This window comes from Pseudarthrobacter sp. 05T312 (assembly GCF_056396685.1).
In genome coordinates, this window is the sequence record NZ_JBFTLY010000012.1 from 76,464 (window position 1) to 89,729 (window position 13,266).

The 13,266-nt window shown below is 63.9% G+C and carries 14 protein-coding genes; 9 read left to right on the top strand and 5 right to left on the bottom strand.

The features are described from left to right. Positions 1–24: 24 nt before the first annotated feature. The 3 genes from AC1DIP_RS15250 to AC1DIP_RS15260 are packed head-to-tail and all read right to left on the bottom strand — an operon-like array spanning position 25 to position 3,192. A complete protein-coding gene (locus AC1DIP_RS15250) occupies positions 25–963 on the bottom strand; it encodes an ABC transporter permease subunit (protein ID WP_476207123.1) in 939 nt (312 codons plus the stop codon). Further along, positions 953–1,894: an ABC transporter permease subunit gene (locus tag AC1DIP_RS15255; protein ID WP_476207121.1), complete on the bottom strand. Its 942-nt coding sequence runs from the start codon at positions 1,892–1,894 to the stop codon at positions 953–955. The genes AC1DIP_RS15250 and AC1DIP_RS15255 overlap by 11 nt, the downstream gene beginning before the upstream one ends. Continuing rightward, positions 1,891–3,192, bottom strand: a complete 1,302-nt coding sequence (locus AC1DIP_RS15260; protein WP_476207120.1) for an extracellular solute-binding protein — start codon at positions 3,190–3,192, stop codon at positions 1,891–1,893. The genes AC1DIP_RS15255 and AC1DIP_RS15260 overlap by 4 nt, the downstream gene beginning before the upstream one ends. Positions 3,193–3,586: 394 nt before the next feature. Between AC1DIP_RS15260 and AC1DIP_RS15265 the strand changes: the two genes are divergently transcribed. From AC1DIP_RS15265 to AC1DIP_RS15290, 6 genes are all read left to right on the top strand, one after another. After that, the gene (locus AC1DIP_RS15265; RefSeq protein ID WP_476207119.1) at positions 3,587–4,255 is read left to right on the top strand and encodes a DUF624 domain-containing protein; all 669 of its coding nucleotides are present in this window, start codon (positions 3,587–3,589) and stop codon (positions 4,253–4,255) included. A gap of 112 nt (positions 4,256–4,367) precedes the next feature. Beyond that, positions 4,368–5,897, top strand: a complete 1,530-nt coding sequence (locus AC1DIP_RS15270; protein ID WP_477734225.1) for an extracellular solute-binding protein — start codon at positions 4,368–4,370, stop codon at positions 5,895–5,897. Further along, positions 5,898–6,872 carry an ABC transporter permease subunit gene (locus tag AC1DIP_RS15275; RefSeq protein WP_476207115.1) on the top strand — a complete coding sequence of 325 codons (975 nt, stop codon included), beginning with the start codon at positions 5,898–5,900 and terminating at the stop codon, positions 6,870–6,872. It begins immediately after the preceding gene. After that, the gene (locus AC1DIP_RS15280; RefSeq protein WP_477734226.1) at positions 6,872–7,744 is read left to right on the top strand and encodes a carbohydrate ABC transporter permease; all 873 of its coding nucleotides are present in this window, start codon (positions 6,872–6,874) and stop codon (positions 7,742–7,744) included. The genes AC1DIP_RS15275 and AC1DIP_RS15280 overlap by 1 nt, the downstream gene beginning before the upstream one ends. 32 nt (positions 7,745–7,776) lie before the next feature. Continuing rightward, positions 7,777–8,487, top strand: coding sequence for a rhamnogalacturonan acetylesterase (locus tag AC1DIP_RS15285; protein WP_477734227.1), 711 nt, complete (start codon positions 7,777–7,779; stop codon positions 8,485–8,487). Next, positions 8,488–9,159 (top strand): DUF1961 family protein, encoded by a 672-nt coding sequence (locus AC1DIP_RS15290; RefSeq protein WP_477734228.1) that lies wholly within the window; start codon positions 8,488–8,490, stop codon positions 9,157–9,159. Positions 9,160–9,222: 63 nt separating this feature from the next. On the opposite strand, the gene AC1DIP_RS15295 is transcribed toward AC1DIP_RS15290, so the two are convergent. Continuing rightward, complete coding sequence (locus tag AC1DIP_RS15295) at positions 9,223–9,789, bottom strand: ABC transporter substrate-binding protein (protein ID WP_477734229.1); 567 nt, start codon at positions 9,787–9,789, stop codon at positions 9,223–9,225. Positions 9,790–10,103: 314 nt separating this feature from the next. Between AC1DIP_RS15295 and AC1DIP_RS15300 the strand changes: the two genes are divergently transcribed. Next, positions 10,104–10,481, top strand: a complete 378-nt coding sequence (locus AC1DIP_RS15300; RefSeq protein WP_477734230.1) for a DUF7793 family protein — start codon at positions 10,104–10,106, stop codon at positions 10,479–10,481. Here the strand turns inward: AC1DIP_RS15300 and AC1DIP_RS15305 are convergent. Then, complete coding sequence (locus tag AC1DIP_RS15305; protein WP_477734231.1) at positions 10,478–11,494, bottom strand: LacI family DNA-binding transcriptional regulator; 1,017 nt, start codon at positions 11,492–11,494, stop codon at positions 10,478–10,480. The two genes, AC1DIP_RS15300 and AC1DIP_RS15305, sit on opposite strands and share 4 nt — an antisense overlap. 152 nt (positions 11,495–11,646) lie before the next feature. On the opposite strand from AC1DIP_RS15305, the gene AC1DIP_RS15310 reads away from it, so the two are divergent. Together AC1DIP_RS15310 and rhaI are read left to right on the top strand one after the other, a co-directional pair. After that, entirely contained in the window at positions 11,647–11,994 is a 348-nt protein-coding gene (locus AC1DIP_RS15310; protein ID WP_477734232.1) for an L-rhamnose mutarotase, read from the top strand. A 104-nt stretch (positions 11,995–12,098) separates the two neighbouring features. After that, positions 12,099–13,265: an L-rhamnose isomerase gene (rhaI, locus tag AC1DIP_RS15315; RefSeq protein WP_477734233.1), complete on the top strand. Its 1,167-nt coding sequence runs from the start codon at positions 12,099–12,101 to the stop codon at positions 13,263–13,265. Position 13,266: the final 1 nt, after the last annotated feature.

The window sequence follows — 13,266 nt, forward strand, 5'->3', positions numbered from 1 at the left end:
TTGGCCACGCACCCCGGCCAGTGCTTATTTGATGCCGGTGGTGGCGATGCCTTTGACCAGGAATTTCTGGCCGACGAGGAAGGCGATGAAGACGGGCAGCAGGGTTACGACGGACATCGCGAACATGGAACCCCAGTCGGTGCTGGATTGTGCGTCGACGAAGCTGCGTAGCGCGACGGGGACGGTGAACACGTCAGGGGAGGTGAGGTAGATGAGTTGGCTGAAGAAGTCGGACCAGGTCCAGATGAACGTGAAGATGGTGGTGGTGGCCAGGGCGGGGGTCATCAGGGGGAGGATGACCTGCAGGAAGATGCGGGGGTGGCCTGCGCCGTCGATCCTGGCCGCTTCATCGAGTTCGCGGGGGATGCCGCGGATGAACTGGACCATGAGGAAGGTGAAGAACGCGTCGGTGGCGAGGAACTTCGGGACGATCAGGGGCGCGAAGGTGTTTACCCAACCGATCTGGGAGAACAGGATGTACTGCGGGACGATCACCACGTGGATGGGGAGCATGATCGTGACGAGCATGGCACCGAACATCCATTTTTTGCCACGGAAGTCCAGCCGGGCGAAGGCGTACGCGGCCATCGAGCAGGAGACGAGGTTGCCGATCACGGCGCCCAGGACCACGAGGGCCGAATTGATCAGGTAGGTGCTGAACGGTGAGGTCAGGGCGTTCCAGCCGGTGGCGTAGTTCTCCGCGTGGACCTCGGTGAGCCACAGGCCCGGGGCCCGGAAGACGTCCTCGCTGGGGCGGAACGAGGACACGACCATCCACAGCAGCGGGTAGATCATGATGATTGCCGTGGCGATCAGGACCGCGTGTTTCAGGACGCTCTTGGCCCGGTGCTTGGGGCGGGGCGGATTGCCGGCCGGAGTGTTGGGCTCCCGGCGGCCGTTTGCGGGGCCCGGGGTGGACAGGGGGGCGTCGGTGGTGACGCGCGGGGCTGATTCAGTCGTCATAGAACACCCAGAATTTCGATGCGTAGAAGTTGACGGCGGTGAAGGCGCCGACGATGACAAGCAGGACCCAGGCCATCGCCGAGGCGTAGCCCATGTCGAACTGGCCGAAGCCTCGCTGGTAGAGGTACAGGGTGAAGAACATGGTTGAGTCGGACGGGCCGCCGGTACCGCCGGAGACGATGAACGCCTGCGTAAAGGACTGGAATGCGCCGATGATCTGCAGCACGAGGTTGAAGAAAATGATCGGGCTGAGCAGGGGCAGGGTGATCTTCAGGAAGCGGGTGGTCCGTCCGGCACCGTCCACGGCTGCGGCTTCGTAGTACATGGTGGGAATCTGCCGCAGCCCGGCCAGGAAGATGATCATGGGCGAGCCGAAGGTCCAGACGTGCAGCAGGATGATGCTGCCCAGGGCGGTGCTGGGGTCCGAGATCCAGCCAGGGCCGGTAATGCCGACCATGGCCAGGAGCTGGTTGACCAGGCCGGAGGTTCCGAACATCTGCTTCCAGAGGATTGCAACCGCCACCGAAGAGCCCAGGAGGGACGGCAGGTAGAACACCGAGCGGTAGAACGGCAGGCCCTTGATGCCTTTGTCCAGGGCCATGGCCACGGCCAGTGCCAGGCCGAGCTGCAGCGGGACGCCGACTATCACGTATGTCAGCGTGACCCGCAGGGAGTTCCAGAACCGGTCGTCCTGCATCATGCGGGTGAAGTTGTCGCCGCCGATGAAGTTCGGGTCCTGGATCAGGTTGTAGTCCGTGAACGAGAGGTACAGGGAGATCAGCATCGGCCCGATGGTGATGGCGACAAGGCCCACGATCCAAGGGGCTAGGAACACCATGGCGGCGCGGTTGTCCTTGAAGGTCCGCTTGACGTTGTCACGTCCGCCTCGGGATTTCTTGCCGAGGCTGCCCAGCTCGGTGAGGACGCTCATTTCTTGGCACTCTTGATCATGTTGTCCGCTTCGGACTTGAATGCAGCGGCTGCATCCTGGGCGCTGGCGCGCCCGAACAGGACATCGGTGGCGTGGCGGCCCAGGGCGTCGGCGGCCTTGCTCGACCCCGTCGGCGGGACAGCGGGCGCGTCGCCGAGCTCGGGCTTGATCGCCGTGAGGTAGTCGAGGGCGGTCTTGTCGGTCGGGGTGAGCTGGGGCTTGATGGCGTCCTGGATCTTCGCGGATGTCGAGAACCCGCGCTCGGTGGTGATGATCTTGGCAGCGTCCGTGCTGTTGACGAGGAAGTCGATGAACGTCGCCGCTTCGGCCGCGTTCTTCGAGCGGGACGACGCGGACCAATACATCGAGGGCTTGTAAAAGAGCCCGTCATCCTTGGGGTTGCCGTCCTGGCTCGGAACGCGCAGCAGCTTGATGTCGCTGCCGGTGGCCTTCTGGAGGGCGCCGAGCTGATTGGTCCACCAGAACGACATGCCGGTCCGGTTCGTAGCGGCGAGGGTCTGCTCGACGGGGGCGCCGATGTCCTCTTGCGCCACGCTCGCCGGAGGCGCCGCATTGGCGTCCATCAGTTTCTTCTGGAACGCCATGTAGGAGGCCACGCCGTCCACGGTGAAGCCGGTTTGGCCATCCTGCGTGTAGAGCTGCTCTCCCCGCTGGCGCAGCCAGATGTTGAGGCTCTGGTCCGTCAAACCATACGAGGATCCAAAGGTGCCAGTGGCTGCCGCGAGAGCCTGGGCCGTCTTCAGGTAGTCGTCCCACGTCCACTTCGAGTCGTCGGGGATGGCGACGCCGGCCTTCTTGAACAGGTTGACGTTGGCGAAGACGGCAAGCGCGTTCTGGCCGGTGCTGATGCCGTTCAGCTTGCCGTTGTACTGGCCGGCCTTGATCGTGTTCTGGTCGAAGGCGGACAGGTCCAGCTGGTTCTGCTTGGAGAGGTCCAGGAGCGCGCCGCGTCCGCCATACTCGGCAATGTAGGCGAGATCCATCTGGATCACGTCAGGGGCATCGTTTGCGGCGGTCTGGGTGGCCAGTTTGTCCCAGTACCCCGACCACACGCCGGGCTCGCCCTGGATCTTGATGTTCGGATGGGCCTGCTGGAAGGCGTCGATAACCTGCTGGGTCTGGCTATTACGCACGTCGTTGCCCCACCAGGAGACACGCAGTGTTACGGAACCATCAGCGTTCTTCGCGCCGCCGCCGGTGCCGCAAGCGGAAAGCGCCCCCACAGCGGCAGTTCCGGCAAATAGTGCCAGCGCCGATCGTCGGGTAAACGTTGTCATTGTCTCTCCTTTGAGGTCATGAGTTGCTGTGCTGCGCATCCGCTATGGAATCGGGGGATGCATGTGTTCTACGCCACGTTCTTCTCCCTACTAGGAAAGCGCATTCCGGAGCACTTGGCAAGGGCTTTCCCAATCCGCATCGCAGGTTGCCTGATTCGACCGCGCAACTGCGGGGCATTTCCATCCATGGGGTGGCTCAAGAATTTGCGGGGAAGCGCTTTCCTCCTTGCACCGCAAGGGGAGCAAGCTTGGGCGATGGGCTTATGTAACGATTCAAAATTGCACTTGACCAGCCGGCACTCCGGGTCTAGATTTTCGAGAAACCGATTACTGGGGTGGAGCGGACGCGCATATTCCGCACCCGAAGCCATGAAGAACAGAAGGGAGCCGTGCCATGTTGTCCGGAACCTTCAGTGCGCGTGCCTACGCATTTTTCGACACGCTCTTGTGGATAGCGGGCCTGAACCTGCTGTGGATCGCCTTCACGCTGATGGGCGCCGGCGTACTTGGTGCCGGACCCGCCACCGCCGCCGCGCACATTGTGGTCCGCAGGAGGGCCGCCGGGGACGGCGCTCCGCTGCTGCGCGGGTTCACCTCGGCCTACTTCCGGAACTTCGCCAGGGCCAACCTCCTGTCGGTTCCGGTCATGGCCGTCACGGCGGCGCTTGTCCTGAACTGGAACTACTTTGCGGGAAGTGGCGGAATCTTCGCCCGGTCCATGGCGGCGGCAGTCCTTGCCGCGGCAATCTTCCTGGCCGGCGCAGTCTGCTACCTGTTCCCCATGTACGCCCGGTATGAGCTGCCATTGCCGCAGTACCTGCTGATGTCATCCCGGTTCGCCGTGCGGCACCTGGCGGGAACGGTCATCCTGCTCTTCGTCTCCGCGGCAGTGGTATTTGCCAGCAGTTGCCTCCCGGGACTGGTTCCGTTCTTCAGTATCGGAGCCTGGCTCTACCTCACGGGCTGGTTGTGTGACCGTTTCTTCACGGCCAATGACCAGTCGGTGGCCCCGGACGGTGGACCTGCCGCCGGAAGCACCCTCCAGGGAGCGTCCACCGCCTGACAATCCGTCCGGCTTCCGGGCGGTTCCAGTACTCTGCGCGGAAGCGCAAATGAAACGTATCAATCGCGGGTCCAGCGAACCCAACCCCCAATGAAGTGGAAAAGGAAGAAACATGATCCATCGGAAACTGACCCTGGCCGCCGCCGTCGTCACTGCCACTGCGCTGTCCCTCACGGCGTGCAGTGGTGGAAACGCCCCCGCCGCGGACCTCACCTCGGTGTCCATCATGGCGCCGTTCCTGGAAGCCCAGCCGCCGGCAGCGGACGGCGCGGTCCAGAAGAAGCTGGAGGAGCTCACCGGCAAGCAGGTCAAGATCAACTGGGCACCCAATGCTTCCTATGAGGACAAGACCAACATCACTCTTGCAGGGTCCGACATCCCCCAGGTCATGGTGATCCAGACCAAGAGCCCCGGGTTCGTCAAGAACGCCCAGGCAGGTGCGTTCTGGGACCTCACCGACAAGCTCGACAAATACCCGAACCTCAAAACCACCTTCCCGGACATCCAGAAGAACTCCAGCGTCAACGGAAAGGTCTACGGCCTGTTCCGTGAACGCTCTCCGATGCGCACCGCCGTGATGTTCCGGCAGGACTGGCTGGACAAGCTGGGCCTGCAGCCGCCCAAGACCGTGGAGGACCTGTACAAGGTGGCAAAGGCCTTCACCGAACAGGACCCGGACGGGAACGGCATCAACGACACTTGGGGCATCACCATCCCCAAATGGGGTGCACTGGGAACCAACAGCCCCTACGACGTGATCGAGGAATGGTTCGGCGCCGGAAACCGGTGGACCGAGCGGGACGGGAAGCTGGTTCCCAGCTTCGAAACCGACGAGTTCCTCCAGGCCGACCGGTTCATCAAGAAGATGGTGGACGAAAAGCTCATCAACCCTGACTTTGCCACCTTTGATCCGACGAAATGGAACGAGCCGTTCTTCAACGGCAAGGGCGGCATGATTGTCGACGTCGATTCCCGCGTGAGCGTCCTGGTCAACCTCTTCAAGCAGGCAGACCCCAACAACTTCCAGAACAAGGTGGGCTTTGTCGGTAACCTGGTCGGCCCCGACGGCAAGCTGCACGCCCATCCCACCGACGGCTACTCGGGCTTCCTGGCAATCCCCAAGGCGAGTGTGAGGAGCGAGGCCGAACTGGACAAGGTCCTGGAGTTCCTGAACACCATGAACGGCAAGGACGTTGCCGTGTTGCTCAACAACGGCATCGAGAACGTGAACTTCACGGTGCAGGACGGCAAGGCGGCGGCCATCAAGCCGGAAACTCCTGAAGGAAAGGCCGTGAGCACCGACATCAAGAGCTACGCCCAGCTGGGCATGAACGTCGCCGGGAACCAGTTCTACCCCGTCAAGCAGCCCACCGACTACGAACAGCAGGTCTTCGACAAGCGCACTGACGTCATGGCTGAGGACCTCAAGAGCGCCGTCTACAACCCGGCCGCACCCTACGCATCGGCCACCTACGTGGCCAAGGGCGCGCAGCTGGACAACATTGTGGCCGATGCCCGGATCAAGTACCTTGCCGGGCAGATCGATGAGCAGGGCCTGAAGGACGCCATCAAGCTGTGGGACACCAGCGGCGGCGACAAGGTCAAGGAAGAGATCAACAAGCTGTGGCAGGACAACAAGTAAATGGCCACCCCTGTCATTGACACCCTCGCCGGGGAGCGGGCGGGAAAGACCCCGCCCGCTCCCCGGAAAGGGGGCAGGTTCTCCGTCCACTTCGCGCACTACAAGTGGCTCTACCTGCTGCTGGTGCCCGGCGTGGTGTACTTCGCGGTCTTCCGCTACGCCCCCATGTACGGGGTATCCATCGCCTTCAAGGACTACGTCCCGTTCCTCGGCGTGAACGGCAGCCCCTGGGTGGGGCTCCGCAACTTCGAGGACTTCTTCGCCAACCCGGACTTCCCCCGGCTGCTGGGCAACACCCTGATCCTGGCCTTCCTGAACCTGGGCGTGGCCTTCCCGCTGACCATCGTCCTGGCGCTCCTGCTGAACGAAGTCCGGCTGTCCATCCTCAAGCGCACGGTCCAGACGCTGGTGTACATCCCGCACTTCCTGTCCTGGACCATTGTGGCCTCGCTGAGCTTCCTGCTGTTCGCCCTGGACATCGGACCGCTGTTCCAGTTCCTGAACAACACCATGGGTACGCACATCGATTTCCTGAGCGACCCGGCCTGGTTCCGCCCCCTGATCGTGCTCCAGGAGATCTGGAAGAACACCGGCTGGGGCACCATCATCTTCCTGGCTGCCCTCTCCACCGTGGACCAGGACCAGTACGAGGCCGCGATCATCGATGGCGCCGGCCGGTTCCGACGGGTCTGGCACATCACCCTGCCGGCAATCCGCTCCACGATCATCGTGATGCTGATCCTGGCCATCGGGCAGATGCTCAACACCGGCTTCGAACAGATCTACCTGATGACCAACGCTCTGAACCGGGAAGTGGCGGACGTGTTTGACACTTACGTCTACTTCGTGGGCATCACCCAGGGCGCGTACAGCTATTCCACCGCGGTGGGCCTCTTCAAATCCGTGGTGGGCATCGTGCTGATCTTCGGCACCAACTGGCTGGCCAAGCGATTCAACCAGAGCGGACTGTTCTAATGAAGATCCATAACACCCGCGGCGGCCGCATCTTCGACGCCGCCAACTACGTCTTCCTGTCCCTGATCGGCATCATCACGCTGCTGCCGTTCGTCTACGTCTTCGCAGGCTCGTTCGCCACCGAAGCCGAAATCACCCGCCGGGCATTCTTCGTCTGGCCGGAGCAGTTCACCCTGGGTTCCTACGAGTACATCTTCGCCACCCCTGCGTTTGTCCGGGCCCTGGTCACGACCATCCTGGTCACCGCGGTGGGCACCCTGGTCCAACTGGCCTTCACCGTGACCATGGCATACCCGCTGGCCAAGAAGAGCCTGCGCGGCAGGAACGTGATCCTGTCCCTGGTGGTATTCGCCATGGTCTTCTCCGGCGGCATGATTCCCACGTTCCTGCTGGTCAAGGACCTGGGCCTGCTGAACTCCTACTGGGCGCTGGTCCTTCCGGCGGCCATCAATCCGTTCAGCCTGATCATCATCAAGAACTTCTTCCAGGAACTCCCGGCGGAACTCGAGGAGTCGGCCAAGATGGACGGCGCCACGGAGATCGGGATCCTGTGGCGGATCCTCCTGCCGCTGTCCAAACCGGTCCTGGCCACGTTCGCGCTGTTCTACGCGGTGGGCATCTGGAACGACTTCATGTCGCCCCTGCTGTACCTGAGCGACAACTCCAAATGGACCCTGCAGATGTACCTGCGGCAGGTCACGGCGGCCTCGGACCTGCTGGGCACCGGCAACGTTGATCCCAACTACATCCCGCCGGAACAGGGCGTCAAGTTCGCCGTGATCGTGGTGGCCACCCTGCCCATTCTCATCTTCTACCCATTCCTGCAAAAGCACTTCGCCAAGGGCATGCTCATCGGCTCCGTCAAGGGCTGATCCTGCCAGCGCCTACTAGGGAAAGATCAATCATGAAGATCCTGCTGGCCGGAGATTCCACCGTGGCCACCTGCCCCACCCACGAGTTCCCGATGAGCGGCTGGGGCGCGCACCTGGCACGGTTCACCTACACGTGGGGGACTGTGCACAACTTCGCCAAGGGCGGCGCCAATACCGAATCCTTCCGCGACGAGGGGCTCTGGGCGGACCTGCTCGCCACAGCAGGCGCCGGGGACGCGGTGCTCATCCAGTTCGGCCACAACGACCAGAAAAAGCTGCATCTTGCCGCCCGCACGGGCTACGCGGCGAACCTGCGCACCATGGTGGGGGAGGTGCGTGGCGTGGGCGCGGCTCCGGTGCTCTGCACATCGGTGGAGCGCCGGCACTTCCGGGACACGCCGGCGTCGGACGTTCTTGAGGAGAGCCTTGAGGACTATCCGGAGGTGGTCCGCGAACTGGGTCCGGAGCTGGGGGTCCCGGTGATGGACCTGAACGCCTGGACCCGGCGCCTCTATGGTCGGCTGGGGCGGGAGGGTTCCGGGGAGCTCTTCTGCCACTTTGCGCCGGGGGAGCACGCGGCCTGGCCTGCCGGGTTGGCCGACGATACGCATTTCTCGCAGCAGGGTGCCACCCTGGTGGCGGCGGAGGTGGCGCGCCAGCTGGCGGGCCTGGGCTACGGCGCGTCCCGAACCCAGGAACCATCCGGTGCCGGGGAATTCATTACGACGGCGGGACGCCGCTGAGTGGGCGCCACAGGCCTGGGGACAAGCGTCCTCTACCGCAATCCGCTGGCGGGGCCCGGCGACGTTGCCGGGTGGGTGGCCGAAGGGCCGTTAAGCCGGGGCAGCCATAACGGGGCGCTGGAACTGTCCGGCATGCTTGACGACCGGGAGTTCGGCGACCACGCGCACTGGACCTTCTGGTGCCCGGAAGAATTCCCCGACCACATCCGCATCAGCTGGGAGTTCCTGCCGCTCGCGGAGCCCGGCCTGGCGATGCTGTTCTTCGCGGCTGCGGGCCACGGCGGGCGGGATCTCTTCAGCCCGGCCCTGGCGCCCCGGACAGGCTACTATCCGCAGTACCACTCGGGCGATATCGACGCCCTGCACGTCTCCTACTTCCGGCACAAGTTCCCGTCCGAGCGGGCATTCCGGACCTGCAACCTGCGCAGGAGCGCGGGCTTCGAACTGGTGGCGCAGGGTGCGGATCCGCTTCCGCCCACGGAGGACGCCACGGACTTCTACCGCCTGGAGCTGGTGAAGGACGGGCCGGTGGTGGAGTTTTCCATCAATGGGCTGCGCCTCTTTGAGTGGCGTGATTCCGCCGGCAAGGTACTTGGCGGCGGACGGATTGGTTTCCGGCAGATGGCTCCGCTCCGGGCCGCCTACCGGAACCTGGTGGTGGAAAGTCTCTAGGCAAAGACAAAGATGGGCAGTCCCGGGGGACTGCCCATCTTGCTGCCGGTGGACTTCCTGGAACTAGAGTCCCAGGAGCCGGTTGAGCAGGTTGGCCAGGCCGCTCAGGCCGTTGCCACCGTCCAGGAGCCCGGTGACGGCGCAGAGCAGGTTACCCACCAGGTTGCCCGCGCCGGTCTGCGAGGTGATGTTCAGAACCACCTGGTTCAGATCGACGTTGAGGCCCAGCAGGTCCAGGTGCAGTGGGCCGAGGACCAGGTTCAGGACGTCGCAGCTGCCGCCCGAGGCCAAGGCGGCAGCGGTTGAGGGTGCTGCCGCGGCAGTTGTGGTTACCGACTGGTTGACCGGGGTGGGATTACCGGTGAGGTCGGTGAGGGTACCCTGCACCAGGCCTGTGACGTTCAGCTGGCCGTTCTGGGCGCTGAAGCCCGTCGGCGTGAACGAGCCGACGAACGTGCCCACGCCGTCGATGGTCTGGCTGATGGTGCCAGAAACGTTGGCGGTTTGTGTTGTCTTGGAGGCGGCGGAAGGAACCGCGGGTGCCGCTGCTGTCGCCGGGCCTGCCATGCCAAGGAGCATGGCGCCGGAGAGGGCAATGGCGGTGACTGAAGCTGAGACCTTTGTTCGCATTTTCGGTAGATCCTTTCAGCGCCGGGCTGCGGCGCAACGAACCCCCGAGGCTCCGCCCCCATGGAGAACCCCGGCGGAACTGTCTGTTTCGAATGCAGTACATTTCAGATGCAGCCCTTGCGGGCCGCGACACGTGGCCTTGGAAGGTGATCCAGGCCACGGGCACGTCGACCAACCTATTAGTAAGCATGCTGATGAGTCAAGCTGGGTGTCGGGGAAACGGGTGGCCTATGGTGGAGCGATGGGCGCCCTTCCAGTCCCTTGTGGGGCAAGATAGAGGAGTTCAGGAACTGCCCACTGGAGGGAGGCGGGGTATGGAGCCGGTAGTGGTCGACGGCGGCAAGGGCACGGTGGAACTGCGCGCTGACGGGGTCATCCACCTCATCTGGGAGCCCAAGGTCCGCATCGAAGTCGAAGATGCGCAGGCGGCGATGGCCGCGGTAAACCAGATAGCGGGAGACGCAAACTACCCGATGCTCGTGGACATGGCCACCACCGAGAACGTGAGCATCCAGGCCCGCTCAGTGTTCTCCATCCCATGTGCGGCCAACAGGATCGCCCTGCTGGGGACAAGCCCGGTGGACCGGATCATCGCCAACTTCTTCCTGGGCGTCCATGTCCCGCCCTGCCCCACCCGCTTCTTCACCTCGCGGACCGAATCCCTCAAATGGCTGCAGCCCGCGGAGAACTAACCAGCGGCGGCGGTGCTCTGCCGGACCACCAGTTCCGGGGTGAACACCACGGAACGGTGGACGGGGTTCTGGGACTCCACCTCTTCGGACAGCAGCTCGATGGCTGTCCTGCCCAGCAGCTGCGTGGGCTGGCGGATGGAGGACAGGGGAACCACCGCGGAGGCCGCAAAGTCGATGTCGTCGTAGCCGATCAGCGCCACGTCCCCGGGAATGCGGAACGTGTGCGTCATGGTGAGCGACTGCATGACGCCCAGGGCCAGGAGGTCGTTGGCGCAAAAGATGCCGTCCGGCAGATCTGCCCGACCGCGCTCCACCAGCATGTCTCCCACGCTGCGGCCGGCCAGGACGGTCTGCCCCTCCGCATCCAGGACTTCCAGCGTGGCGTCCGGTTCCTCCTTGACGGCCCGCCGGGCCCCCTGCAGGCGGTCCGCCACCTGGCGGATGGAGGTGGAGCCGCCAACAAAGGCGAGCCGGCGGCGTCCGGTGTCCAGCAGGTGCCTGGCCGCCAGGTATCCGCCGGCGTCATCGTCCACGGCAACTGAGCTGAACTTGGACTCGTCGGCCTGTCGGTCCACCAGTACCGTGGGGACGCCACGCTCGCGGAGGAGATCCAGCCTGTCCGTAACATCGCCCACCGGCGATATCAGCAGCCCCTGCACACGCTGCTCCTGGAAGAGGTCGATGTAGTTCGCTTCCCGGCCGGCGTTGTGGCCGCTGTCGCCCAGCAGGACGGCGCTGCCCTGCAGCGCTGCGGCGTCTTCCGCCGCCCGGACAACGGACGTGAAGAACGGGTTGCCTACGTCCAGGACGATAAGCCCGATGGTGCGGCTGTGCCCCACGCGAAGCTGGCGCGCGGCGTCATTGCGGACAAACCCCAGTTCATCGATGGCTGACAGGACCCGCTCCTTGGTCCTGTCCGACACCCGGTCGGGATAGTTGAGGACGTTGGACACAGTGCCAACGGCCACGCCCGCGTGGGTGGCCACGTCCTTGATGCTGGCTGTGCGGTTCATCGGTTCTCCGTGCTGACATTCTGCCGCCGGGAAGATCCCTGCGGCAGATCAAAAGTTTCTGCCATTGCTTGACACCTGCTCAAATCCAAGAGTACTTTGAATCGTACCAATGAAACGATTCAAAAAATCCTGGCGTTTTGGAAGGGGCACCGATGAGGGTGTGTTTCCGTTCTTCGGTCCAGCCGCAGCTGATTGATGAATACCGGCGCCGGCACGCCGCAGTGTGGCCGGAGATGCTGCAAGCACTCAAGGACGCGGGCTGGCACAACTACTCCCTGTTCCTCGGTGGGGACGGGCTCCTGGTGGGATACGTCGAGTGCGACGACTTTGACGCAGCCCGGGCCCGGATGGCCCTGACGGACGTCAACACCCGCTGGCAGGCCGAAATGGCCACACTGTTCGAGAACACCGCCCAGGCGCCCGACGAGGGGTTCCAGGTCCTGGAAGAAGTGTTCAACCTCGACGGCCAGCTTGCAGCCGCAGGCTCCCCAACCCAGTAGTCCACAATCCAGTAGTTCCACACCCCGGCAACCACAGCGAAACCCAGCTCCTGCAGCGGGGCAGCACCAACAGACCACAGCACAAGACACCGGAAAGAACCATCATGAATGACGTAGCAAAGGCGCTGGGCAGGCTCGGGGAGCTTGCCATCGAGGTCCCTTCGTGGGCCTATGGGAATTCGGGCACGCGGTTCAAGGTGTTCGGCACGCCGGGCACGCCCCGCACGGTCCAGGAGAAACTGGCTGACGCAGCCAAAGTCCACGAGCTGACCGGCCTGGCGCCCACCGTGGCCCTGCACATCCCGTGGGACAAGGTGGATGACTACTCCGCCCTGAAGGAATACGCCGCCGGCCTGGGCGTGGGCCTGGGCACCATCAACTCCAACACCTTCCAGGACGACGAGTACAAGTTCGGCTCCCTGACGTCCTCCAACGGGGCCGTCCGCCGCCGCGCCATCGACCACCACCTGGACTGCATCGACATCATGCACGCCACAGGCTCCCGCGACCTGAAGATCTGGCTTGCCGACGGCACCAACTACCCCGGCCAGGACGACCTCCGCGGCCGGCAGGACCGCCTGGCCGAGTCCCTGCAGGAGATCTATGCAGCCCTGGGCGATGAGCAGCGCCTGGTGCTGGAATACAAGTTCTTCGAACCGGCTTTCTACCACACGGACGTTCCGGACTGGGGAACTTCGTACGCCCAGACCCTGGCCCTGGGGGAGAAGGCGTTTGTCTGCCTGGACACCGGGCACCATGCCCCGGGCACCAACATCGAGTTCATCGTGATGCAGCTGCTGCGGCTGGGCAAGCTGGGCTCCTTCGACTTCAACTCGCGCTTCTATGCCGACGACGACCTCATTGTGGGTGCCGCCGATCCGTTCCAGCTCTTCCGCATCATGCACGAGGTGATCCGTGGCGGCGGGTTCGGCAAGGACTCCGGTGTGGCCCTCATGCTGGACCAGTGCCACAACCTGGAGGAAAAGATCCCGGGCCAGATCCGCTCCGTGCTGAACGTCCAGGAAATGACGGCACGCGCCCTGCTGATCGACACCGCGGCCCTTACCGAGGCCCAGCGCGCCGGGGACGTCCTGGCCGCCAACGGCATCTTCAACGATGCCTTCTACACGGACGTCCGGCCCATCCTGGCTGAGTGGCGTGAATCCCGCGGCCTGCCCGCGGACCCGATGGCCGCCTACAAGGCCAGCGGATACCAGAAACAGATCAACGAGGACCGCGCAGGCGGCCAGCAAGCCGGATGGGGCGCCTGAG